25 protein-coding genes and 1 tRNA gene are annotated in these 23893 nt (G+C 67.0%); 14 read left to right on the forward strand and 12 right to left on the reverse strand.

Annotated features, from left to right (window positions below):
• Positions 1–210: 210 nt before the first annotated feature.
• From ACQPWU_RS04160 to ACQPWU_RS04175, 4 genes are all read right to left on the reverse strand, one after another.
• A complete protein-coding gene (locus tag ACQPWU_RS04160; protein WP_433436991.1) occupies positions 211–594 on the reverse strand; it encodes a hypothetical protein in 384 nt (127 codons plus the stop codon).
• A 234-nt stretch (positions 595–828) separates the two neighbouring features.
• A complete protein-coding gene (locus ACQPWU_RS04165) occupies positions 829–1425 on the reverse strand; it encodes a hypothetical protein (RefSeq protein ID WP_433436992.1) in 597 nt (198 codons plus the stop codon).
• Positions 1426–1609: 184 nt separating this feature from the next.
• Positions 1610–2434, reverse strand: coding sequence for an inositol monophosphatase family protein (locus tag ACQPWU_RS04170; protein WP_433436993.1), 825 nt, complete (start codon positions 2432–2434; stop codon positions 1610–1612).
• Positions 2431–3306, reverse strand: a complete 876-nt coding sequence (locus ACQPWU_RS04175; protein ID WP_433436994.1) for a DUF5919 domain-containing protein — start codon at positions 3304–3306, stop codon at positions 2431–2433. The genes ACQPWU_RS04170 and ACQPWU_RS04175 overlap by 4 nt, the downstream gene beginning before the upstream one ends.
• A gap of 315 nt (positions 3307–3621) precedes the next feature.
• On the opposite strand from ACQPWU_RS04175, the gene ACQPWU_RS04180 reads away from it, so the two are divergent.
• Complete coding sequence (locus ACQPWU_RS04180; protein ID WP_433436995.1) at positions 3622–3909, forward strand: hypothetical protein; 288 nt, start codon at positions 3622–3624, stop codon at positions 3907–3909.
• A gap of 182 nt (positions 3910–4091) precedes the next feature.
• Positions 4092–4823: a GntR family transcriptional regulator gene (locus ACQPWU_RS04185; protein ID WP_433436996.1), complete on the forward strand. Its 732-nt coding sequence runs from the start codon at positions 4092–4094 to the stop codon at positions 4821–4823.
• 5 nt (positions 4824–4828) lie between these two features.
• Here ACQPWU_RS04185 and ACQPWU_RS04190 read toward each other — a convergent pair whose 3' ends face one another.
• Positions 4829–5284, reverse strand: coding sequence for a hypothetical protein (locus ACQPWU_RS04190; RefSeq protein WP_433436997.1), 456 nt, complete (start codon positions 5282–5284; stop codon positions 4829–4831).
• Between the two features lie 173 nt (positions 5285–5457).
• On the opposite strand from ACQPWU_RS04190, the gene ACQPWU_RS04195 reads away from it, so the two are divergent.
• The 5 genes from ACQPWU_RS04195 to ACQPWU_RS04215 all read left to right on the forward strand — a co-directional run bounded on the left by ACQPWU_RS04195 (position 5458) and on the right by ACQPWU_RS04215 (position 9045).
• A complete protein-coding gene (locus ACQPWU_RS04195; protein ID WP_433436998.1) occupies positions 5458–5865 on the forward strand; it encodes a plasmid replication, integration and excision activator in 408 nt (135 codons plus the stop codon).
• A complete protein-coding gene (locus tag ACQPWU_RS04200) occupies positions 5865–6140 on the forward strand; it encodes a hypothetical protein (protein WP_433436999.1) in 276 nt (91 codons plus the stop codon). The genes ACQPWU_RS04195 and ACQPWU_RS04200 overlap by 1 nt, the downstream gene beginning before the upstream one ends.
• Before the next feature lie 113 nt (positions 6141–6253).
• Complete coding sequence (locus tag ACQPWU_RS04205) at positions 6254–7501, forward strand: replication initiator (protein WP_433437001.1); 1248 nt, start codon at positions 6254–6256, stop codon at positions 7499–7501.
• A 12-nt stretch (positions 7502–7513) separates the two neighbouring features.
• Positions 7514–7720: an excisionase family DNA-binding protein gene (locus tag ACQPWU_RS04210; protein WP_433437002.1), complete on the forward strand. Its 207-nt coding sequence runs from the start codon at positions 7514–7516 to the stop codon at positions 7718–7720.
• A complete protein-coding gene (locus ACQPWU_RS04215) occupies positions 7720–9045 on the forward strand; it encodes a tyrosine-type recombinase/integrase (RefSeq protein ID WP_433437004.1) in 1326 nt (441 codons plus the stop codon). Before ACQPWU_RS04210 ends, ACQPWU_RS04215 begins: the two co-directional genes overlap by 1 nt.
• Before the next feature lie 104 nt (positions 9046–9149).
• Here the strand turns inward: ACQPWU_RS04215 and ACQPWU_RS04220 are convergent.
• Positions 9150–9220: transfer RNA gene (locus tag ACQPWU_RS04220), tRNA-Gly, on the reverse strand.
• Between the two features lie 107 nt (positions 9221–9327).
• Between ACQPWU_RS04220 and dcd the strand changes: the two genes are divergently transcribed.
• From dcd to ACQPWU_RS04235, 3 genes are all read left to right on the forward strand, one after another.
• Complete coding sequence (gene dcd, locus ACQPWU_RS04225; protein WP_433437006.1) at positions 9328–9903, forward strand: dCTP deaminase; 576 nt, start codon at positions 9328–9330, stop codon at positions 9901–9903.
• A gap of 165 nt (positions 9904–10068) precedes the next feature.
• A complete protein-coding gene (locus ACQPWU_RS04230; RefSeq protein ID WP_127939425.1) occupies positions 10069–10686 on the forward strand; it encodes a DUF47 domain-containing protein in 618 nt (205 codons plus the stop codon).
• 10 nt (positions 10687–10696) lie between these two features.
• Positions 10697–11701: an anion permease gene (locus ACQPWU_RS04235; protein ID WP_433437008.1), complete on the forward strand. Its 1005-nt coding sequence runs from the start codon at positions 10697–10699 to the stop codon at positions 11699–11701.
• Here ACQPWU_RS04235 and mshD read toward each other — a convergent pair.
• A complete protein-coding gene (gene mshD / locus ACQPWU_RS04240; RefSeq protein WP_433437010.1) occupies positions 11676–12599 on the reverse strand; it encodes a mycothiol synthase in 924 nt (307 codons plus the stop codon). The genes ACQPWU_RS04235 and mshD overlap by 26 nt on opposite strands.
• A 108-nt stretch (positions 12600–12707) precedes the next feature.
• Here mshD and ACQPWU_RS04245 point away from each other — a divergent pair, with 108 nt between their 5' ends.
• On the forward strand, positions 12708–14495 hold the full coding sequence (locus tag ACQPWU_RS04245; protein WP_433437012.1) for a bifunctional metallophosphatase/5'-nucleotidase: 1788 nt from the start codon (positions 12708–12710) through the stop codon (positions 14493–14495).
• 265 nt (positions 14496–14760) lie between these two features.
• Here the strand turns inward: ACQPWU_RS04245 and ACQPWU_RS04250 are convergent, their stop codons facing one another.
• Entirely contained in the window at positions 14761–15108 is a 348-nt protein-coding gene (locus ACQPWU_RS04250) for a pyrophosphatase (protein WP_433437014.1), read from the reverse strand.
• A gap of 32 nt (positions 15109–15140) precedes the next feature.
• Positions 15141–16508: a sensor histidine kinase gene (locus tag ACQPWU_RS04255; protein ID WP_433437016.1), complete on the reverse strand. Its 1368-nt coding sequence runs from the start codon at positions 16506–16508 to the stop codon at positions 15141–15143.
• A 617-nt stretch (positions 16509–17125) separates the two neighbouring features.
• On the opposite strand from ACQPWU_RS04255, the gene ACQPWU_RS04260 reads away from it, so the two are divergent.
• Positions 17126–18109 (forward strand): reductase, encoded by a 984-nt coding sequence (locus ACQPWU_RS04260; RefSeq protein ID WP_433437017.1) that lies wholly within the window; start codon positions 17126–17128, stop codon positions 18107–18109.
• Positions 18110–18404: 295 nt separating this feature from the next.
• Here the strand turns inward: ACQPWU_RS04260 and ACQPWU_RS04265 are convergent, their stop codons facing one another.
• On the reverse strand, positions 18405–20057 hold the full coding sequence (locus ACQPWU_RS04265) for an FAD-binding dehydrogenase (RefSeq protein ID WP_433437018.1): 1653 nt from the start codon (positions 20055–20057) through the stop codon (positions 18405–18407).
• A 138-nt stretch (positions 20058–20195) separates the two neighbouring features.
• Positions 20196–20558: a hypothetical protein gene (locus ACQPWU_RS04270; RefSeq protein WP_433437020.1), complete on the reverse strand. Its 363-nt coding sequence runs from the start codon at positions 20556–20558 to the stop codon at positions 20196–20198.
• 439 nt (positions 20559–20997) lie between these two features.
• Between ACQPWU_RS04270 and ACQPWU_RS04275 the strand changes: the two genes are divergently transcribed.
• A complete protein-coding gene (locus ACQPWU_RS04275) occupies positions 20998–21324 on the forward strand; it encodes a hypothetical protein (protein ID WP_433437022.1) in 327 nt (108 codons plus the stop codon).
• A gap of 3 nt (positions 21325–21327) precedes the next feature.
• Positions 21328–23445: a carbon starvation CstA family protein gene (locus tag ACQPWU_RS04280; protein WP_433437024.1), complete on the forward strand. Its 2118-nt coding sequence runs from the start codon at positions 21328–21330 to the stop codon at positions 23443–23445.
• On the opposite strand, the gene ACQPWU_RS04285 is transcribed toward ACQPWU_RS04280, so the two are convergent.
• Positions 23442–23867, reverse strand: coding sequence for a MarR family winged helix-turn-helix transcriptional regulator (locus ACQPWU_RS04285; protein WP_360685873.1), 426 nt, complete (start codon positions 23865–23867; stop codon positions 23442–23444). The two genes, ACQPWU_RS04280 and ACQPWU_RS04285, sit on opposite strands and share 4 nt — an antisense overlap.
• Between the last annotated feature and the right edge of the window lie 26 nt (positions 23868–23893).

Below are 23893 nucleotides of genomic sequence, written 5' to 3' on the forward strand. Positions count from 1 at the left end.
CTTCAGGGCTTCGACCATTTCAGCCCAAACACAAGCCTTCACTCCGGCTTTCCTGTGAGAGCGGGTGACGGGAATCGAACCCGCGCTGTCAGCTTGGGAACTGCATCGATCGTCGCTCAAGAGGGCGCTGAGCTGGGCGGAAAGCCGGTCCTGAGTGACCGTGAGTGCCCCTTCATTATCCCTGTTAATGGCCCGCTAATGGTCCAGCGATCAGGAGTCCGAGTCGCTGTCCCAGGGGGCTGGGGGCATAAGTGCCAGAGCGTGGCGGGCGAGAACTCTCAGGCGCTGCCATGTGGGATGGCTTTGCAGCCCCTCGGCGCTCCATGGCGCCGGGCCTTCCTCTGTCAGCTCGGCCGTGAGCCGGTCGATCTCGGCGAGAAGTCGTGACAGTTCGTTTCTGATCCACCCGGCTTCCCCAGGCATCCACGACACCCGGTACGCGTGATCGTAATCAAGGGCCAGCTCATCAGGGTGCATCATGGATCCGAGCCAGGCGATCTGATCGGGGGCAGACCAGGCCAGATGTCCCAGAGCGTCACGCAGGAGTCTCCAGGCTCCCCTGAGCATCGCCTCGTCCTCGTTGGGCTGCGGCATGGGTTCATCCTGCCGCGCGACGCGCGTACCCCGCCCGACTGATCATCCCGTCTGCCGTCGGCCCGCCCGAAGGGGAAGCGGGCCAGGGCCACGGGGACAAGGTGGAGCCCCCAACTGGAGGAACGACCTTGGCCCCGTGGCCCTGGTCTGCTCGGCTTGTCCCGGGTCGATGGTGGACGGGATGATTCAGGCTTCCACCTCAGCCACTTACGTCCCGCCCCTGCGAAGCGGCGATCATCCCGGAGTTGGAGTGCCCCCGCCGGAGGCACTGGGTGTCCAATAGGGAGGCCGTGTGATGCCGAGCTTTCGGACGCTAAGGGGAGAGAGCGTCATGGGTGTGAGCCATCCTTGCCGGGTCAGGACTACTTGGGCTGGCAGTGGTGCGGGTGGGTAGATCTCGATGCCGTGGGCCCAGTTGGTGAGGATGCCTTCGGTTCTGTCGGTGTCGGCCAGGATGACGCAGATGGGTTGCCGATCGTTGGCCCAGGCATTCCAGACGGCCCAGCCGTCCGCTGCCGGAGGTATCCCCAGTCGGGTGCAGATTTCTTCGTAGGTCCCCTCCATGTCCGGGGGGATCGTCTTTGGGCGGAGGAGGACGATCCCTGCGAGCTGCATGGGCGGGGGATCGTCTTCCAGGCAGCCGTCTCCGCTGAAGTGGTAGTGGTGGATCTGGCGGGCCAGTTCGTTCACGGCTCGGTGGAGTGCGGTGGCGGGTGTCGCGACACGGTCGTGGGTCAGCCATCCTTCTTCATTTGCGGCGTGTACGACATCGCGGGCGAGCAGTTCGATGTGACGCAGGTACTCCGTCTCGCTGAGGTTGGCTGGAGGCATGCGGCCCAGTCTGCACCTGCTTGCGGGTATGGCCCACGTGTTATTCGGCCGTCCACGCGCGGGGCTCCTAAGCGACGGCCCGGGCCGCTGCCGCCCGGGACCGGCCCCCAGGCCGCACGCCCGGGCGGCGGGCGGCGGAGGGCCGTCGGCGGCGCGCAGCGCCGCCGCTTGATACCTACAAGAACTATTCGGCAGTGCTCGGGCTATGTCTCGCGACTTTGTGGGCCTCGGCGATGAGTTCGATCAGAGGGGCAACGAGCTTGGGACTTGCGGCAATGGTTGCTTGGGCGGCCATGCTGTGGGGGCTGCCGTCGATGTCGATCACGCTGGCTCCGGCCTCGCGGGCGATGGTGACGCCAGCGGCGGTGTCCCAGGGGTTGTTGCTGAGCATGATGGTGGCATCAATCCTGCCTTGTGCTACCCAGGCTAGGTCGATCGCGGCTGAGCCGAACATGCGTATCCGCTGAACACGCGCGGCTAGCTCTTGGGTGATGGTGAGGCGGGGGCGGTTGCGCTCTTGGGCGTGCTCGCCCACGGCGTAGTCGCCGATGGCCACGATGGTTGTTTCCAGGTCGCGTGCGTCGCTCACCTGAATAGGGGACCTGTTGGCTTGGGCGCCGATTCCTTCGGCCGCTGTGTAGCGGATGTCGAGGAATGGTAGGTCGATGACTCCGAGTGTGGGCATGTCGTTGCTGACCAGACCTAGCGATACGGCGCAGAGAGGGATGCCGTGCAGGAAGTTGGCCGTCCCGTCCAACGGGTCGAGTGCCCACATCAGGCCGTCGCCGGTACGGCTGATGCCCTCCTCTTCGCCGAGGAATCCGATTTCGGGGGTTTCTTGGGTCAGGAACTCGCGTACGGCGTGTTCAACGGCGTAATCCACCTCGGTGGCCATGTCGCGGTCGCCCTTGGCGGTGATCGCACCGGGGACCTGCGTGCGAATGATGTCGCGGGCAATGGAGACGGCTTGTTCGGCGATGGGGAGGAGGGTTCGGGCTTCAATGGTCATACGGGCTTGCTCCGCTCCCACATCTCGCTGAAGACCTGGTCGAAGACGGGGAACAAGCCTTCTGCGGCGGTGTTGTCTCTGATCACGAGCGTGGGGGAGTCGACTCCCCGGGCCTGCGGGAGGTAAGGCTGCACGACGCAGAGCGCTCGGTCCACGATCAGGATGTTGAACCGGATCGTCTCGTCGTAGACGTGGAGTTCGAGGCGCTGGGCTGATGCAGGGTCGAGCCGGTCGCGCAGTCTGGTCAGCACGCTGATGTTGAGCGCGGTAAGAGTCGTCAGCGTGTTCTCTATATGGCCCTCTTCTGCTTCGCGGGCACGGATCGCTTGGCCGTTCGGATCGAGGAAGAGGCAGCGGATTCGGGTGCCCGACTCGAGTAGACGCCTGAGCTGGTAATCGGGGTAGTTCTGGCAGAGCATGTTGAGTGACAGGCCCGCGGCATTGATCCCCTTGGCCCTGTCGAGCAGGGCTGATGCGGGATAGGCCGAGGAGAAGGCGGAGCGGCTGCTGAAGACGGCGGTCACATCCGCCATGTGCGACAGGGCGCTGATCTGGGTTGTGGGGCCGGCGCTTCTGGCTGGCGCTGGCTGTGTTTTTGGCTCGTGCTCCTCGACGGCGTTTGCGGTAGAGAACAGCTCTTGAACTGACAGGCCGGGGAACATCGCTTCCAAGACGCGGCAGTGGCCCGAATAGGGCAGGCCTTTGAGTTCGCCGGTCAGCCAACGGTGGAGCTGCGCGCGGCTCGGCCATCCGCCCTGTAGTGAAGGGTCCACCTTCTTGGCCGCCTTGTCGTACTCCTTGCAGAACGTGCTGTATGTCTGCCAGTGGCGTTGCGTGAGGAGCTTCTTCAACAGGATCTGCTGGTCAGTCATGATCCGTGCCTTGGGCTGGAGGGCCATATGAGCCCAGGTTAGCGACAGAGACGAGCCCGGACGAGACAAAGACGAGACGAAGCGAAACGAGAAGATCACAGACGGTACTGGCGGGCGATCGAGACGTGACAGGTCCCCGGGCAATCCTCGCTTCATGACTGCGGAATGCGACTCCTGCTCAGGGCGGGGCTGGAAGTACGTGAGCCTCCGCCGGGCCATGGTGGCGGCTCAGACATCTCGTGACGCCGACTCGGGCGAGCGACGTAAGGACGCTTGCTGGCGGTGCGACGGGACCGGCACGGTGGGAGCGCAGTCATGATCGTGCGTACAGGCTGCCTGAGTCCTCATGTCGCTCCCGCGCAGCCGGATCACATGCGTCTGGTCTGGCGGGAGCCCTATAAGGGTGAGGAGCGAGTCCGCGTGTTCGCCTGGACGTGCGAGTGCCAGGACACCGTGTACGAGCTGCGTCACGCGGCCGGTCTTGCCTATATCCGCAGGAGGCGGCTCATCAACGGAGCGACAGAGCTCCGCGAGACGTATCGGTGGCGATTGGGGGAGGCGTACAGCGTCTGGGGCGCACTCCTGGGCGGGCAGGCCCGATAGGCCGGGCGTGGCGGTGTGATCAACCGGGTATTCATGCCATCGCGCCTTGGGGCGGTGGGGGGCTTCTGTGGCGCAGTCAGGTAGTCCCCCACCAGTCCGCCACGCTTCCTCTCCCCGAAGGGGAGACAGACAGCCCGACTCGAACTTGTCTTTACGACAAGTCGAGTTGTTGGATGGTCGTCATGTCGTCTGAAGAGTTCGCCCCGCCGAAGTATGCCCAGATCGTGCAGGCGATCAGGCAGAAGATCGCGGACGGGACCTATCCTCCCGGCTCCCTGCTGCCTTCGGAGACGCAACTTGTCCGTGAGTTTCGGGTAAGCCGTCCGACCGTCGTGCGGGCGCTCCAAGTGCTCCAGCTTCGTGGCGTCATCGAGAGAGAGCACGGCAAGGGCTCCTTCGTGAAGGCGACTCCGCCTGGATCACCGGAAGAGAACACCCGACCCGGAAGGGCCGTCCTGGATCGGGTGGAGGCCGATGAGAACGGGTCCGTCGTCGATGCGGGACCTTTCGCTGCCGATGCGGTTGTGGCGAAGCTGCTCGATGTGCCCAAGGGATCCCCCGTGGTTCGCCGGCGAGTCCTGTTCCGGGATGCTGAGCGGCCAACTGACCTGGTCACTCTCTGGTGTCCAGCCCATCAGGCCGACGACACGCAGCTCGGCGAGGCGGCACCGCTCACTTCCGGCCTCAGGCAGCATCTCCGGGCGAGGAAGGGCCTCAAGCTCCAGCATGTCGTCGAGCGGTTGAGTGCCCGGCATCCTTCGGCTGATGAGGCCAAGCTCCTTGAGCTACGCAAGACCGCTCCGGTTCTCGGGGTGTTGGCGAGCGTGTTCAACGGTGGCGGACGACCTGTAATGGTTGTTGATCTGGTGATGCCGGGCGATCTTCACGAGCTTGAGGATTCGTACTCGCTGTAGGACGCTCAGGTGTCGTAGGAGCCGTCCCAGGGTGGATAGAAGCCGATGTTATCGGGATAGAGCTCTGCGTACTCGTCGCCTTCGTAATTTTCCAGGACGAGGCCGAACACTACGCCGTCGAACTCCTGTCGAAATGGACGAATGGCGATGTCGCCGAACTCGACGTCGGGGAGTTCGGCGAGCCATTCGCTCAGTCGCTGGGCCGCGGCATCTACCGACTCTCTGTGCCTGTCGTCGGCTCCGGTGCACTCGATGCGCGAGTCAAGGTAGCTGCCATCAGGGCTGAAGCGGTGAAGCACGGCATACCACCGCTTATGGGACAACCAATCCTCGGTCATTGAGTAGTCCTCCCGGAAGGCGGCTACGACCCCGCCAAGGAACTGACCGTCGCGCCACTGGCCGATGCGGTCGGTGTGATAGTCGGGCTCATATGAAATCGGGATGACCTCGGGGTACGTCACGCCCCGAACCGTAGTCACCTTGTACGACAATCTCCGGTTTTGCCCTTCTCGAACGGCTGACGCTCTCAAATTGATTCGCTAACTCGTGTTGTCGAGTGCTCGAAACTGGGGTGCCTTCATGGCAACTCGACAAGACGAGTTAGCGACAAGACGACTATCTAGGTGCAAGCCTCATGGCACTGCAAGGTCCCATCCCCGTCACGTTCGACATGGTCTTCCCGCACGGCTGCTACATCGTGGGCGAGGTCGAGCCGGTCAAGGACTTCGATGCCTCGACCAACGGGCGCTTCGTCCAGACCCGCGACAAGCAGAGCGGAGAGCTCGTCTGGCAGGTCAGCGTCATGGACGCCGATCCGTCGCTCAAGGCCGCTCAGAAGACCGTGTCCGTGAAGATCCTCAACCCGGTTCAGCCGGTTCCCCCGGCGCCCATGGCTGGACTGCCGTTCACGCCGGTCGAGTTCGACCACATGACCGTCACGCCGTACGTCAACCAGGCAGGAAGGTTGGCGTACTCGATCAAGGTTCGCGAGATGCGCGCTCCTCGTCCCGCTGCCAAGGCGACCGCTAAGGACGCGGCGTGATGAGGCGGCGCAAGAGTTACCCGGCCAGCACGATCAATCTCAAGGTCGGCCAGGGCGCTGATGTGCGTACCCATCCGTATCCGCAGAGGTCGCCGGTCCTGGGGCTGGTCTTCGGCGGCACTCAGGTCCTCGTCACCACATCTGCGAACGATCATGTCACCCTCGACGACGTCGAATTCGCTCAGAGCCTGGCGTGCGAGGCCGCCATGTTCGCGGGTGCGGTGGAGCGCATGTTCCACGGACTCCCGAACGGCTTGGGGGTGGCGGGTCGATGACTCTCAGCCCGTACACCAAGGCCACTGCTGGCGAGGTGGCCTGATGCTCAGCGGGGCCGCAGGAAGCGGCAACTTCCGGCGGCCCCTCGGTCTTCCTCACATACGCGACATGCATGGAAGGACTTCACCCTAATGTTCAAGAGGATGCCCGGCGACGAGCCGCACCGCATCGTCTCCACCACCCCCGACACGGCGGTGGTCTTCAAACCGGCCGTGGTGCGAACCCCGGCCATCATCACCGGTCATCTTCGCCGCTCGCTTCGTCGCCGGCCTTTTCCGTCTCATATGGCGGCATCCCGTGGCACTGGCCGCGATCGTCGTTCCGGGCGCGCTCTGTTTCGTGTACGGCTGGAGCGTCGCGCTCCTGCTCGTCGCTCCTACTCTCGCTGGTCTGGGCGCATGGGCGGTCCTCGACAAGCCGACGTTCGCTAGATGGGTCGGCAGTGCGGGCAGCTCGTGACGCGCTGCACTTCTCCAAACTCGTGGACCGGTTCGTGCAGAACCTACGGAGGGTGGCTGGCTATGACGTGCAGTACTTCGCGACCGTAGAGTCTCAGAAGCGGCTCGCCCCGCACCTGCACATGGCCATACGGGGCACCTTGCCGCGCGCCGAGATGAAGCAGATCGCGGCGGCCACCTATCACCAGGTCTGGTGGCCCCAGGCCGAGGAAGCGCGTTTCGAGGGTGACCACCTGCCCGTCTGGAACGACGGCGTCGGCTACGTGGACCCTGACACAGGCGAGGTGCTGCCCACCTGGGACGAAGCTCTCGACCAGCTCGGTGACGAGCCCATGCATGTGATCCGCTTCGGCGATCAGGTGGACGTCAAGGGCGTGCTTGCCGGGTCGCCGGACGCTGACCACTGCATCCGGTACCTGTCCAAGTACCTGACGAAGAGCCTCGGCGAGACCTTGGACGGCCAGGCGCAGCGGGAGCACGCGGCCCGCTTCGTCGACGCCCTGCGCTACGAGCCGTGCGCGCCGACCTGCCCGAACTGGCTGCGATACGGCGTGCAGCCCAAGAACGCCAAGCCGGGCATGGTCCCCGGCCAGTGCAGGTCCAAGGCCCACAAGCCCGAACACCTCGGCTACGCCGGTCGCCGGGTCCTCGTCTCCCGCAAGTGGAGCAACAAGACGCTCGCCGAACACAAGCAGGACCGCCGTACCTGGGTCCTGGAAGCGCTCGGCCAGGCCGACGAGCCCACCGATCCGCATCGCTACGTCTGGCAGCCGGTCAGACCGGGCGATCCCGATGTCTCTCCTATCGGCGTCCGGCTCCTTCGATCCATCGCCGAACGCCAGCGATGGCGCGCTCACCTGAGACGGCTCGAAGAACTTTCGGCAACTCCAAAGGCAGCCTGAGAGGAGGAGATCTTGGACCAACTGTTCACCGTTCCGGAAGCGGCCGAACTGCTCAGCACCTTGGTTCGCTTCGTCCGCCGACTGATCGCCGAACGCCGGATCGAGTTCGTGAAGGTCGGGCGGCACGTCCGCATCCGAGAGTCCGCACTGATCGCCTTCGTCGTCGCCGGGACAGTCGCGCCCATGACGACCTTCGACGCAACCGGGAGGGCCGCCTGATGGCGAACAAGGACAACCACCGCCGTTTCGGCAGCATCCGCAAGCGAGAGTCCGGGCGTTACCAGATTCGCTATCCCGCACCGGATGGCCGGATGCGCACGGGCACCGAGACCTACGAACGCAAGTCCGACGCTGAGCGAGCGCTGTCCCTCATCGAGGCACAGATCATCAAGGGTGAATGGAACGATCCAGAACGTGGCAAGGTCAAGCTACGGGACTACGCCGAGATCTGGGTCGCCCAACGGCCCGGCCTACGGCCTCGAACTGTCGATCTCTATCGCTGGCTGCTCAAGAAGCACATCGCGCCGCATCTCGGCAATGTCCAGATCGCCAAAATCAGCACATCGACTGTTCCGCAGTGGCGGGCCGATCTGCTCGGCAACGGCGTATCGGTGAGCATGGCGGCCAAGGCTTACCGGCTGCTAAGAGCCGTACTGACGGCCGCCGCCGACGACCGCGTCATCCCGCAGAACCCGTGCCGGATCCGAGGGGCCGGCGACGAGCACGCGCAAGAGCGTCCCGTGCTCACTGTCGCCCAGGTGTTCGAGCTGGCCGACCGAGTCGGGCTACGTCCTATCGGCAATGTCCGCAAGATCAAGGATGGTGCGTACCGGCTGCGCTTCCAGCGGCACGGCGCGATGCGCACCCATCCGGAGATCTTCCTCACACGAGCGGCGGCCGAGCGGGCGCTGTGGAAGATGGCCATGGAGGGAAAGGCCGACGCCACCCAGGACCGGCGGTTCCGCGCGATGGTGCTCCTGGCCACGTTCGCGAGCCTGCGTTGGGGTGAGGTCAGCGCGCTACGCCGGATGGATGTCGATCTCGAGGTGCGCACGGTCCGCGTCCGGGTCGCCTTCGTCGAGCGCTCTGCGGGTGGGCTGGTGCTGGGGCCTCCCAAGTCCAAGGCCGGACGCCGCACGGTGGGCATCCCGCAGAGCATCGTCCCCATCCTCCGGGAGCACATGGACACCTACGTCCAGGACGAGCCGGGCGCCCTCATGTTCCCAGCGGCCAAGGGCGGCCCGATGCGCCGTAGCGGCTTCAACACCCGCACTCGTTGGGTGGATGTCGTCACGGAGATGGGCCTGCCTGGGCTCCATTTCCACGATCTGAGGCACACGGGCAACATGCTGGCCGCGGAGTCCGGCGCGGGGCTCAAGGACCTCATGGCCCGCATGGGACACGACAACGTCCGAGCGGCCATGATCTACCAGCACGCGGTCAGGGGAGCCGATGAGGCGATCACCAACGCCATCGATCGGCAACTCCAAACGCGCGACGATGACGACAAGGGCACGGCGGGCGCACTGGTCTCCACAGGGTGATCAAGAGCTAATGGCCCGTTAATGGCCCGCGAAGATCGAATCAGTCCGGAAACAATCAAGGCCCGGGTCGGGATTCATGTCCCTACCTGGGCCTTCACGATGAGAGCGGGTGACGGGAATCGAACCCGCGCTGTCAGCTTGGGAAGCTGATGTTCTGCCATTGAACTACACCCGCGTACGACCTCGACTCCCGAAGTCGCGTCCCCCACTGTAGCGGAAACTTGGCGTGCAACAGCAATCCCGACCCCACAGAGTTTCCGGTCGGGCGGTAGGTTGCTCACCGTGCTGCTATCTGACCGTGACATCCTTGCTGAGCTCGACGCCGGGCGGCTTGCGCTCGATCCCTTCGAACGGGAGATGATCCAGCCCTCCAGCATCGACGTACGGCTTGACCGGTTCTTCCGGGTGTTCGAGAACCATCGCTACCCCCACATCGACCCGTCCGTGGAGCAGCCGGATCTTACGCGGATGGTCGAGCCTGATGGGGACGAGCCGTTCATCCTGCATCCGGGTGAGTTCGTGCTGGCCTCCACCTATGAGGTCGTCACGTTGCCGGACGATCTCGCGTCGAGGTTGGAGGGGAAGAGCTCGCTCGGGCGGCTGGGGTTGCTGACGCATTCGACGGCGGGGTTCATCGATCCTGGGTTCAGCGGGCATGTCACGTTGGAGTTGTCGAACGTGGCCACGTTGCCGATCAAGCTCTGGCCGGGGATGAAGATCGGGCAGTTGTGCGTGTTCCGGCTCAGCTCGCCCGCGGAGCATCCCTACGGGTCGGCCAAGTACGGGTCGCGGTACCAAGGGCAGCGTGGGCCCACGCCGTCCCGGTCGTTCAAGGACTTTCACCGGACCAAGGTCTGATTGGGCTCCCCCTGGCGAAGGAAGAAAAGATCTAAAGGTAGCCTCTGTCCCGGTGTTGCACAACATACGCGGGGTAGCCAGGAGGAGAAGGGGACATGAAGTTCGCATTTCGCCTGGTAGCCCGTACCCTCTACACGGACCATCCCCGCACATCTGGAGAACGACGTGCGCCTGCGTCTCACGCCACGTGAGGACAGCTACTACGACCTGTTCGCAGACTCCGCGAACAATCTGGTCACCGCATCACGCTTGCTGGTGGAGATCATTAGCGAGGGATCGGACAGGGAGGCCCTGGCCGAGAAGATGCGTGCTTGTGAGCACGCCGGTGATGAGCGCACCCACGCGATCATGAACCGGCTCAACGAGAGCTTCATCACTCCGTTCGACCGCGAGGACATCTACCGCCTCGCGTCCAACCTCGACGACGTGATGGACGCCATGGAGGCCGCTTCCGACCTCATCGTTCTGTATCAGCTCGACCACCTGCCGAAGGACGTCGTCAGGCAGGTCGAGGTGCTCGAGCGGGCCGCCGAGCTGACGGCCGAGGCCATGCCGCGGCTGCGGTCCATGAAGAACCTCAACGAGTACTGGATCGAGGTCAACCGCCTCGAGAACCAGGGCGACCAGGTTTATCGCAGGCTGCTGGCCAAGCTGTTCAGCGGGGAGTACGACGCGCTCACCGTCATGAAGATGAAGGAGGTCGTCGACGCCCTGGAAGAGGCGGCCGACGCCTTCGAGCACGTGGCCAACACCGTCGAGTCGATCGCGGTCAAGGAAAGCTAGGCCAGGCCCAGTGGACCTCACGCTCGCCCTCGTCATCGGCGTGGTCGCAATCTCACTGCTCTTCGACTACACCAACGGGTTCCATGACGCGGCGAACGCCATCGCTACCTCCGTCTCGACCCGGGCTCTGACCCCCAGGGCCGCGCTGTTCATGGCCGCGGCCATGAACTTCATCGGCGCCCATCTGGGAACCCAGGTCGCTCAGACGGTCGGCAAGGGGATCATCGATGCTCCCAACGGCCCCCACGGGCTGGTCATCGTGGCCTCGTCGCTCATCGGAGCGATCGCCTGGAACCTCATCACCTGGTACTTCGGGCTGCCGTCCTCCTCCAGCCACGCGCTCATCGGCGGCCTGGTGGGCTCCGCCCTGGCCTCGGCCAGCGTGGTGCACTGGAACGGCGTCGTCGAGAAGGTCGTCATCCCGATGGTGCTTTCACCCTTGATCGGGTTCGCGCTGGCGGCCCTGGTCATGATCGCAATCTACTGGATCTTCCGCAACAGCCAGCCCGGCAAGACCAACCGGGGCTTCCGTTACGCGCAGACCGTCTCGGCGGCCGCCATGGCGCTCGGGCACGGGCTGCAGGACGCGCAGAAGACCATGGGTGTCATCTTCCTGGCGCTCACCGTCGGCGGCTTCGCCACTCCGTCCGATCCGATCCCGCAGTGGGTCATCCTGTCCGCCGCCGGGGCGATTTCCCTCGGTACGTACGCGGGTGGCTGGCGCATCATGCGTACGCTGGGGCGGCGCATCATCGCGCTGGACCCGCCGCAGGGCTTCGCCGCGGAGACGGCGGCGGCGTCCGTCCTGTACGCGGCCGCCATCGGGTTCGGGGCGCCGATCTCCACCACGCACACGATCACCTCGGCGATCATGGGGGTGGGAGCCACCAAGCGGCTCAGCGCCGTGCGGTGGGGGGTCGCCGGGAACATCGTGACCGCGTGGATCCTGACCATTCCGGCCGCCGCCCTGGTGGCCGCTCTCTCCTACTTCATCCTGCACTGGATAGTGGAGTAGGGGCGTACATCACGTCCACGTCCCAGCGGTTGAAGCCGAGGGACTCATAAAGCCTGATCGCCGCCGTGTTGGCCTCGTCCACGTACAGCATCGCCTGGGCGAGGCCGCGCGAGCGCAGGTGGCTCAGCCCGGCAAGGGTGAGCACCTTGCCCAGGCCCGTGCCCTGTTGCGTGGGATCGATGCCCACGACGTACACCTCGCCGAGGGGCTCGTGGCCGTGGGAGGAGGAGCCGTGGATCTTCGTCCAGTGGAAGCCGGCGAGCCGGTCGCCGCGGAAGGCCAGGAAGAACCCCTCCGGGTCGAACCACGGCTCCTGCTCGCGGCGGAGCAGGTCGTCCATCGTCCAGGCGCCCTGCTCGGGGTGGTGGGCGAAGGCCGCGGAGTTCACCTTGAGCCAGGCCTCCTCGTCCTGGCCGGGGACGAACGTGCGCAGCCGTACCCCATCGGGCAGGGCGAAAGCCGCGATGGGGGCGAAGAGGGAACGGCGCATCTGCCAGAGTGAGCGCACCCGCTCGAAGCCGAACTTGGCCGCCAGCGCCCCGGCCCCCGCGTGGTCGCCGTGCGCCCACAGGCGCGGCCTGCCGTCCGTCAGTTCCATGACGGAGCGCAGCAGCCGCGTGCCGTGCCCCTGGCGGCGGTGCTCGGGGTGGACGACGAGTTCCACGCTCGGGCCCTCGACCTCGTCCGTGGGATCGATGTGGGCGTAGCCCGCCAACGTGCCGCCGGCCTCAAGTAGCAGGGACCGGGCCTGCGGATCGCCGCCGTAGCGGAGGTGGAGCATCACGTGCTCGTTGAGCGGGCGCACGCCGTCGGTCTCCGTCGCCGCCTCGACCAGGCCGAGCACCTCGTCGATCTCGGTGTCATCGAGCCGTTCCCTGACCTTCACGTGTGCACTCACACAAGGAACTCTAGGCGTATCACTGGCAAATAACGCCATGTGACAACCTGGGAAATCGTTACCTTTGCGACATCGGCAGCATAGGTTCGCGCCGTAACGTCTTGGTCCATGACGTCTCGTTCATTCCTCCGGCTGGCGCTGGCCGGAGCCGTCGCCTCGGGTGCGGTGATGCTCTCCACCCTCCCGGCGGACGCGAGCAAGGCCCCCAAGACGGTCCCCGTCCGGCTGCTCGCGCTCAACGACTTCCACGGCAACCTCGAACCTCCCACCGGGTCCTCCGGCCGCATGGTGGACGAGAACGGCCAGACCGTCGACGCCGGTGGCGCCGCGTACATAGCCACGCACATGAAGGCCCTGGCCGACAAGAACACCATCGCCGTGGCCCAGGGCGACCTCATCGGGGCGTCGCCGCTGATCTCGGCGGCCTACCACGACGAGCCGTCGGTCGAGTTCATGGGCAAGCTGGGGCTCAAGGTGGCCGCGGTGGGCAACCACGAGTTCGACGAGGGCTACACCGAGCTGCGGCGGATCATGAAGGGCGGCTGCCACCCGGTGGACGGCTGCTCGCCCGCCGGCCCCTGGAAGGGTGCGGCGTTCGACTACGTCGGCGCGAACGTCCTGTTCAAGAACCCCAACGAGAAGACCGACGCGCTCGCCGCGCTCGGCGGCTCGAATTCGGCACAGGTCAAGCAGGTGCTCTCGGACTGGGGCGTGCCCGCGCTGCCGCCGGTCAGCATCAAGTGGATGAACGGCGTGCCGATCGGCTTCATCGGCCTGGTCACGCAGACCACGCCGAGCATCGTCACGAGCGAGGGGATCAAGGATCTCAAGTTCGTCGACGAGGTCAAGGCCGCGAACGTCGCCTCCAAGCTGCTGAAGCTGGTCGGGGTGAAGGCCCAGGTCGTGCTCGTGCACGAGGGTGACCAGGTGAACGCGAACCAGTCGCCCGACGCCTGCAGCGCCATCCCCGGTGCCGGCAACCGCATCGCCACGCAGGTGGACCCGGAGATCGACATCGTGCTCAGCGGGCACTCGCACCAGGCGTACCTGTGCAAGGTCAAGGACCCGGCGGGCAACGACCGCGTCTACTCGCAGGGCGGCTCGTTCGGCCGGGTCATCACGCAGGTGGACCTGAACGTGAACGTCAAGACGCGCGACATCGACCGCGCTTCGGTCGTGGCGGACAACCACATCGTGACTCGGACCGTGGCCCCGGATCCCGAAATTTCCGCGTTCGTCAAGACGTGGAATGACCGCGTCGCGCCCGTCGCCAACAAGCCCGTCGGCACGATCACCACCGACATCAAGAACGCGGCCGCGCCCTCCGGCGAGTCCGCGCTCGGCGACCTCATCGCCGACGGCCAGCTCGCCGCCACCAAGACCGGCGGTAACGCCCAGATCGCCCTGATGAACCCGGGCGGCGTGCGTGATTCCCTGACGTACGCTTCGTCCTCCGCCAACGAGGGCGACGGCGTGGTCACGTACGGCGAGGCCTTCAAGGTGCAGCCGTTCAACAACCTCATGCAGGTCGTCACGCTGACGGGCGCCCAGCTCAAGACGGTGCTCGAGCAGCAGTTCACCGGCGGCCCCAACAACCAGGCGTTCACCAAGATCCTGCAGCCCTCGGCGAACTTCACCTACACCTACAGCCGGAGCGCCGCCTGGGGTTCCAAGGTGTCCGACATGAAGATCGACGGGGTGCCGGTGACGGACACGCAGTCGATCCGGGTCGCGGCGAACAACTTCCTGGTGGGCGGCGGCGACGCGTTCCTCGCGTTCAAGGACGGCACCGACCTGTGGAGCGGGCCGCTGGACATCGACGCCTTCGTCGACCACCTCGGCAAGAACAACCCCATCGCCCCGCCCGCCACCAACCGCATCACCGCGACTGACTGATTCTTTCTCGCGGCTTTCCCGGGCCCGTCCGGCCCTCTTTCCCCGGTCGGGCCCTGCGGCCGCTTCGGCTTCCTTCGGGTTTTCATCTTGTACGGCAAAGCCAACGTGGCGCCTACCGCCGCACGTGGCTGAGGGCCTCCAGGGTGACGCTCGCTGACCCGCACGGGGCGGGCCGCCGCAACGGCGAAACGTTCACCGGCTGGCGGCCCGACGCCTTACCTTCCGTCGTAATGGCGAAACGTTCACCGGTCGGCGGCCCGGAGCCTTATCTTGTCGAGCCGAGCCCTTCCTGTTCGGTCACCGCGTCCTTCGGTTTCCAGGCCAGCCACTTCCGTGCGACCTCCGTCTCCAGGTCCACCCCGTGGTGGTGGGCCATGAGGATCACGTGGCACAGCACGTCGGCCAGCTCCGCGCGGAAGTCGATCTCGAGCTCCTCCGGCGTGCGTCCCTTGGTCCTGGCCCGGCCCGTGCGCATGAGGAACGCCTGCGTCAGCTCACCGAGCTCCTCCTGGAGCTTGAGCAGGAACCAGGTGTCGTCGCGCTCGATCCCGAGCCGTTCCGCGTACTGGCTGGAAATGGATTCGATCTCGGTGGCGAGCTGGCGTAGATCCATGCCAGCGAGTGTAGGAGCGCCTCGTGGGCCGGTCACGGGGGTCCGTAGAGCGGGAGGATGACCACGAAGCGGGCGCCGGGGAAGTGGTCGGCGATGGTGAGGCTGCCGCCGTGGGCGGCGGCGATCTCCCTGGACAGCGGCAGGCCCAGGCCGCTGCCGCCCTTGTCCTTGGCCCGGGCGCTCTCCAGGCGGGTGAAGCGTTCGAAGACCCGCTCCCGGTCCTGCGGCGGAATGCCCTCCCCGTCGTCGGTCACCGTCACGACCACCTTGACGCCCTCCACCGCCACCATCAGGTCGATCCTGGCGGCGGCGTGCCTGGTGGCGTTGTCGAGAAGGTTCGTGAGCAGGCGGTCGAGCTGCACGGGGGAGCCGAAGACCGGGGCTGCGGCGGACAGGTCGGGGATGATGGGCGCCCTGGAGCCTTCGCGGCGGCGGATCTGCTCCTGCGCCACCTGGGCCATGTCCACCACGCGCCGTTCCGTGACGGCACCCGCGTCCAGCCTGGCCAGCATGAGCAGCTCGTTGATGATGCTGGTGAGACGGTCGGCGGCGGCCAGCGCCCGCTCACCCGTGAGCTTCCAGTCCGTTTCCTCCGGGTAGGCGTTGGCCACTTCCAGCTGGGCGCGCAGAGCGGAGATGGGGCTGCGCAGCTCGTGCGAGGCGTCGGCGACGAAGCGGCGCTGGGTCTCGGCCGAACGTTCGAGGCGGTCGAGGGTGTCGTTCGTGGTGCGGGCCAGGTCGGTGATCTCGTCGCCGGTGTCGGGCACGGGCACGCGCCTGCTGAGGTCCTGGCCGGTGATCTCGGCCATCTCTGCGCGGATGCGTTCGACGGGACGCAGGGCGGACCCGACGGTGACCCAGGTGATGCCCGCGACGCTCACCAGGACGAGCGGAGTGCCGAGAAATACCAGGAGATATATCCATATGAGGGCACGGTCGACGTCGGTTAGTGAGGCCGCCCCCCACACAGTGACGGGGCCGTGGGGTGTCTGCGCCGTGAGTGCCATGATCAGGTAGTGGGCCTCGGGCTCGTCCGGGCTCCGGTACACAGTGCGCTCGACGGTGTAGACGGTCTCGGGCTTGGGCGGACGGACGCTCGTCAAGCGCAGGCCCTCGGGGATGCCTGGGCTTTTCGCGATCACCTTTCCGTCCGCCGAGACCACCTGCAGCAGGTGGCCGCGCGCCGGCGTGCTCAGCACCGGGGGCAGCTGTCCCGTACGTGCCTCGCTCGCGACCCGTCGCACGGCCACCTCGACTCTGGCGTGTACGACGCCTCGGAGGTTGTCCGGCACGGTGGTGAGTGTGATGGCGGTCGTGGCGGTGAAGACCAGTGCCGCTATCAAGGTCGCGACCGCGGTCAGGCGTGCCCGGATCGAGCGCGGAAAGAGCCGTCTCGCCATCCCATCCCATCCCCCCTCTGCGTGACTGTCTGTGACTTTTACCCGGCGGACAGCGATCGCAATATGGCCTTGTGTGACGCCATGGGAGGTCACGCGGCCCGGACGGGTCTCCCGGAGAACAGCGGCCATCACCGGTGGCCCGCCCTGGCACGGTGCCGCCCCGGCACGGCGCCGCGCCGTCGGGCGCAGTGGGGGTCGACAACCTGGGCGCTCCGCCGTCGTCCACCCGGCAGTCCGGCGAGTCCAAGCGACGGTAAGCAGCCGACGTCGATGACATGTGCGCCGATGTGGTGGCGGCGGCCCACGAACTCGGGCGGCGCAGGCTGGTGGGCAGGACTGGGCCGCGCCAAGGTGACCTCGACGCGCCACGATCGGCCACGCGATGCGGCCACCACCTGCCATGTGACGCCGCCACGATCGGCCACGCGATGCGGCCACCACCTGCCATGTGACGCGCCCACGATAGGCCCCGCCACGCGGCGCCATCGGCCACGTCATGTGCTCACCAACGGTCGTGCGACGCGCGCGATCAGCCAATCCCGGCTTTCGCTCGTGGCGATTCCGCTGATGGCGTGCGCACCTACCGCGTAGGAAGCCGGAGGGCCAAGGTGGATGCCATGAGGCTGTTGGTCCTGGGTGGCACGGAGTTCGTGGGTCGGGCGGTCGTCGAGGAGGCGTTGGCGCTGGGCTGGGAGGTGACGACGTTCAACCGCGGCAGCCATGAGCCGCCGGCGGGTGTGACGGCGTTGCGGGGCGACCGGACAGTGCCCGGCGGGTCGGCGGCGCTGGAGCGCGGAGAGTGGGACGTGGTGGTCGACACCTGGTCGTGGGCGCCGGTCGCGGTCAGGGACACCGCGTCGCTCCTGGCCGGCCGGGCAGGCCATTACGTCTACGTCTCCAGCCGCTCGGTCTACGCGCCGCCGGTGCCGTTCGGCGCGGACGAGAGTGCCCCGATCGTGGCGGCGTCCATGGATGACGAAGACGGCGACTACGCCAGGAACAAGGCGGGAGCCGAGCTGGGGGCGGTCGCGGCGTTCGGGGACCGGGCGCTGCTGGCACGCGCGGGCCTCATCCTCGGCCCGTACGAGAACATCGGACGCCTGCCGTGGTGGCTGGCCAGGATCGCCCGCGGCGGCCCGGTGCTCGCCCCGGCGCCGGCGGACCTGGCTCTGCAGTACATTGACGCCCGCGACCTGGCCATCTGGTGCTTGGAGGCGGCTCGGCTCGGGCTCGGCGGGGCGTACGACGTCGTGAGCCCGTCGGGGTTCGTGACGATGGGGCAGCTCCTGGAGACCTGCGTGAAGGTGACCGGATCCGACGCCGAGCTGCGGTGGGTGGAGGCCGAGCGGATCCTGGCGGCGGGCGTGTCACCATGGACCGACCTGCCGATCTGGCTGGTGGGCGAGGACTACGACTTTCTCCACGGGGCCGACGTGTCCAAGGCGGTGGCGGCGGGTCTGCGATGCTGCCCGGTGGAGGAGACGGTGAGGGACACTTGGAGGTGGCTGGAGAGCATCGGCGGCCGGCCCCCGATGCGCCCGGACCGCCCCAGCGTCGGCCTCGACCCCGAGTTGGAGGTCCGGCTGCTGAGGGAAGCGTAGGACTCCAAGGGCTGAAATCCCGCCACCGCGGCGACGACCTCGTCGTGCCGCCACTCCAGGTACGCGACCAGAGCATCGATGGCCCCTGCGCTGCAGCCGCCGGAGGGCCCATGCACGCAGGCCGGGGGCGCCGCGAATCATTGTCGCGACGCTGGGCGGTAAGCGGCTGGGTGGATGCCAGGCTCGGCGTAAGCGGCTAATGGGATGCGAAGCTCGGCGTAAGCGGCTGCTGAGATGCGACGGTGGAGGCGGACGAGATGCGTGCCGTCGCTGTCGAACCCGTCCCAGGGTCAGATCAGCCGGCGGCGGCGCGGCCGGCTTGGCGGCCGGAGAAGAGGCAGCCGCCCAGGAAGGTGCCCTCGAGAGCGTTGTACCCGTGAACCCCGCCACCGCCGAACCCGGCGATCTCTCCGGCCGCGAACAGCCCGTCGATGGGCTGCCCGTCCAGGCCGATGGCGCGCGAGTCGAGGTCGGTCTGGATGCCGCCGAGCGTCTTCCGGGTGAGTACGTGCAGCATGACCCCGATCAGGGGCCCGGCGGCCGGATCGAGGATCCGGTGCGGCGTGGCGGTGCGGCCCAGCCGGTCGCCGAGGTAGCGGCGGGCGTTGCGGATGCCCTGGATCTGGGAGTCCTTGCTGTACGGGTTGGCGAGCTGCAGGTCGCGGGCCTCGACCTGGCGGCGCACGAGCTCGGCGTCGAGCAGCGGCTCGATCGTGAGCTGGTTCATCTTGCCAACCAGCTCCTCCAAGGTGGAGGCGACGACGAAGTCCGCGCCGTTGCGCTTGAAGGCCTCCACCGGAGCGGGGGCGCCCTTGCCGAGCAGGCGTTCACGGAGGAAGGCCTTGCGGTCGTTGCTCGTGATGTCGGGGTTCTGCTCGGAGCCCGACAGCGCGAACTCCTTCTCGATGATCTTCTGGGTCAGCACGAACCACGAGTGGTCGTGGCCGGTCCCGCGCAGGTGGCGCAGTGTGCCCAGCGTGTCGTAGCCGGGCAGGCAGGGGTCCGGCAGTCGCCGGCCCAGCGCGTCGAACCACATCGAGGAGGGCCCGGGCAGGATCCGGATGCCGTGGCCCGGCCAGATCGGGTCCCAGTTGCGCAGGCCCTCGGTGTAGTGCCACATGCGGTCGCGGTTGACCAGGCGCACTCCGGCCTCGGCACTGATGTCGAGCATCCGGCCGTCGACGTAAGCGGGCACGCCGGTCACCATGCTCTCCGGGGCGCTGCCCATCCGCTCGGGCCAGTAGCGGCGCACCAGGTCGTGGTTGGCGCCGATGCCGCCGCTCGTGATGATCACTGCGGGTGCGGCGAGCTCGAACTCGCCGACCTCGTCGCGGTTGGAGGCGACCCCGCGCGGCGAGTCGTCCTCGGCGAGCAGCGTGCCACGCACTCCTTGTACGGCGCCGCCGCTCATGACCAGCTCGTCGACCCGGTGGCGGTGGTAGAAGGTGACCAGCCCGCGTTCGGCAGCCTGCCGGACCCCGCCGACGAACGGCCTCAGCACGCCCGGACCCGTGCCCCAGGTGACGTGGAATCGCGGTACGGAGTTGCCGTGTCCGTCCGCGCGCAGGTCGCCGCGCTCGGCCCAGCCGACGGTGGGCAGCAGCTTGATGCCGAGCCGGTCGAGCCAGGCGCGCTTCTCCCCGGCCGCGAACTCGACGTAGGCGCGCGCCCACCGTACGGCCCAGGAGTCCTCGTCCTCCAGGCGGTCGAACTGGGCGCTGCCCTGCCAGTCGTTCCAGGCCAGCTCGAAGGAGTCCTTCACGCCCATCCGCCGCTGCTGCGGCGAGTCGACCAGGAACAGGCCGCCGAAGGACCAGAATGCCTGGCCGCCCAGGTTGGCCGCGCTCTCCTGGTCGACCACGGCGACCTTCTTGCCCCTGGCCGTGAGTTCACAGGTCGCCACCAGGCCTGCCAGGCCCGCCCCGACGACGATGACGTCAGCGTTCATGCGCCGATGATTGCGTCTGGGACATCTCAATCACAAGCTAGACATTAAGCCCAGACAGGTCACTGCGCCTTGTCAGGGCCGAGGGGTAGCCCGCCGTTCCCGGTCCAGGGCAGGCGGCCAGGTCAGGAGGTCAGCGCCTCACGCGCCGTTTATCTCCAGCAGGCGATCAAGTCTGAGAGCGAGGTCGATCATTTCGCACCGGAGGGAGTCGAACTTCTCCATGATCTCGGACTGAGTGGATTTGAAGTGCTCGTTCGTTTGCGCGCGGAAGCCGGCGATCTCCACGATGAGAGCCTCGAAGTCCTGGCTCGTCTCCGTGCGGACGTCCGCGATCTCGGCCTTCAGTTCGGCGAGGCCGATGGACGTCTCCGAGTCAGGCATGTACGGGCCGGTCTGTGCCGGGACGAGGTCAGAGCGGCCGGGGTCGCTGCCGGAGCGCAGGATGGTTTCGAGAGCTTCCACTCGGCGTTTCAGGTCGAGGATCTCTGCCTCTACGTTCACGCACTTCTACCTTCGCCATAGCCGGATGGGATCCCCGTCGCGCGATGGCCGGGGCCCCACTTCGTGTGGACATGATGGCAAGCGGTTCATGATCAGGGGCGATCGATCGCCGAAGCAGGTGCGGATTTTTCCAGCCGGCGCTCCTGCCGTGGCGCACATGGTGACGGCCACCGCGTGGCGCCCCTCCGAAGAGCCACGGTTCACGTTCGAAGGAGAGCAGGGCGATGGCCGCAGGCACCAGTTTGCCGCCTGGCCGGTCGCCGGTGAAGCCCTGTCAGAATCGGTGACTCCTACTTGTCGGTCTGATCATCCGAGGCCAGGGTCCGGAGCTCCTTGCGCGACGGCAGGCCCAGCTTGCGTCGGGCAAACGTTTCGAAAACGACTACAGCGGGTAAGGCCGACGTAGATTTCTGAGCTGCCTGATACTCAGGAGCCCCAGATGTCCCGAATCACGTTGACGCCTGCCGCCCGTGAAGCGCTGCGCGACGAAGAAGTGGTGTTCTTCGACTGGCACGTGACCGGCCTCTGCTGCGCGGACGCGGGAGAGTTCTCCGTCAGGCCGCTGCGTCGCTCCCGTCTTCCCCGGCAGGCCCGCAGCCTCGGGACCGATCTGGTGTACGCCCATCCCGCCGCCTGGGTGCATCTCGCCGAGCTTCCCGTGACGATCGACTGCCGTCCGCTCTGGCGCTGGCGGCACTTCACCACCGATCTGCCGCCGGACGCCGGGCTGCGTTGTTGCCTGGGCCGCCCCATTCCTGGGAGGTAACGGGTGAAGCTGCGTTCCATCATCATCTGGACGGTGGTCGCCGTCGTCGGGGCCGCGGGGTGGGCGGTGCTCGCCCTGTCCAGAGGAGAGAACGTCAACGCGGTCTGGCTGCTGGCCGCCGCACTCGGTTCGTACGCCATCGCCTACCGTTTCTACGCCCGTTTCATCGTCCGCAAGGTGTTGGGCGCGGACGACCGCAGGGCCACCCCGGCCGAGCGGCTCGACAACGGCATCGACTACCAGCCGACCGACCGGCGCATCCTGTTCGGTCACCACTTCGCCGCCATCGCCGGGGCGGGTCCGCTGGTCGGGCCCGTGCTGGCGGCCCAGATGGGCTACCTTCCCGGCACCATCTGGATCGTCGCCGGGGTGATCTTCGCCGGGGCGGTGCAGGACATGGTGATCCTGTTCTTCTCCATGCGGCGCAACGGCAGGAGCCTCGGCCAGATGGCCCGTGAGGAGATCGGGCCTATCGGCGGGGCCGCGGCGCTCATCGCGGTCTTCGCCATCATGATCATCCTGCTGGCCGTGCTGGCGCTGGTCGTGGTCAACGCCCTGGCCAAGTCGCCGTGGGGCGTCTTCTCCATCGCCATGACCATCCCGATCGCCCTGTTCATGGGCTTCTACCTGCGGGTGCTCCGCCCGGGGAAGGTCGTCGAGACCACCGTGATCGGGGTCGCGCTCCTGCTGCTGTCGATCGTGGCCGGCGGCTGGGTGCAGGAGTCGAGCTGGGCGCCGTTCTTCACGCTGAGCCCGTCCGCGCTGGCGCTCTGGCTCATCGCGTACGGGTTCGTCGCCGCGGTGCTGCCCGTGTGGATGCTGCTGGCGCCGCGCGACTACCTTTCGACGTTCATGAAGATCGGCACCATCGTGCTGATCGCGATCGGCATCGCCATCACGATGCCGTCGCTGAAGACCACGGCGTTCACGGACTTCGCGTTCAACGGCAAGGGGCCGGTGTTCGCGGGTTCGCTGTTCCCGTTCGTGTTCATCATCATCGCCTGCGGGGCGCTGTCGGGCTTCCACGCGCTGATCTCGTCCGGCACGACCCCCAAGATGATCCAGAAGGAGACCCAGGTCCGGATGATCGGGTACGGCTCCATGCTCATGGAGTCGTTCGTGGCCGTCATGGCCATCACCGCGGCCTGCGTCCTGACCCCCGGGCTCTACTTGGCGATGAACTCCCCGGCCGCGGTCGTCGGGGCCACCGTGCAGAGCGCCTCGCAGGCGGTCGCGAACATGGGGTTCGTGATCACGCCCGAGCAGCTCCAGGCCGCGGCGGCGGCCGTACAGGAGCAGACCCTGATCGCCCGCACCGGCGGCGCGCCCACGCTCGCGGTGGGCATCTCGCAGATCTTCTCCGGGTTCATCGGGGGAGCGGGGCTGCAGGCGTTCTGGTACCACTTCGCGATCATGTTCGAGGCGCTGTTCATCCTCACCACGGTCGACGCGGGGACGCGGGTGGGGCGGTTCATGCTGCAGGACACGCTGGGCAACCTGTGGAAGCCGATCGCCAAGGTGAGCTGGTGGCCGGGGCTGGTGGCGGCCAGCGCCGTCGTGGTGGCGGCCTGGGGCTACTTCCTCTACGTGGGCGTCAACGACCCGCTGGGCGGCATCAACCAGCTCTTCCCGCTGTTCGGCATCGCCAACCAGCTGCTCGCCGCGGTGGCGCTCACCGTGGCCACGACGCTGCTGATCAAGAGCGGGCGGCTGAAATGGGCCTGGGTGACGGGGGTGCCGCTGGCCTGGGACGCCGCCGTCACGCTGACGGCCAGCTACCAGAAGGTGTTCTCCCCCGACCCCACGCTCGGCTTCTTCGCCCAGCGTGACCGCTATCAGGCGGCGCTGGACCAGGGGAAGCTGCTCGCGCCGGCCAAGACCCAGGGCGCGATGGAGCAGATCGTGGTCAACTCCACCGTGGACGGCATCCTGGCGGCGCTCTTCGCGGCCCTGATCATCATCGTGATCCTCGACGCGGTGCGCGTCTGGGTGAAGGCCGTCAGGACGCGGGAGGCGCTGCCGACCACGGAGGCGCCGTTCGAGGAGTCGAAGATCCTCGCCCCCGCCGGGCTCATCGCGACCCGGGAGGAGCGGGAGACGATGGCCAAGGCGCCTTCCTAGAAGTCGGTGATGACGCGGCTCAATGTGGCGTTCAGCTCGGCGAGACCGTCCTCGCCGAGCAGGGCCGCCAGGCGGCGCTCGACGCCGTCGATCGCGTCGTAGCCCGCCTTCAGCGCCTCGTCGCCGCGCTCGGTGAACACGATGAGCTTGGCCCGGCGGTCGGCCGGGTCGGGCACCCGGCGCAGGTGGCCCATCTCCTCCAGGTCGTCGACCAGCGCCCCCATCGCCTGCGGGGTCATCTGGGCCTTCTCCGCGAGCCTGCTCAGCCGGATGCCGTCGTGCTCCATGTGAAAGAACACCGCGGAGTGCGCGGGCCGGACGCGGGCGTCGTACGCCCGGCCCGCCTCGAGCACGACGTCCTGGAGCCGCAGGTACGCCTCGTAGAGCAGCGCGACGACATGCGGTGGGTGCGTGGCGGCCAATGCCCCTTCTCCAATTGCTAAGGAAG

It is taken from the genome of Nonomuraea sp. CA-141351 (assembly GCF_050944675.1).
Classification (GTDB): Bacteria; Actinomycetota; Actinomycetes; order Streptosporangiales; family Streptosporangiaceae; genus Nonomuraea.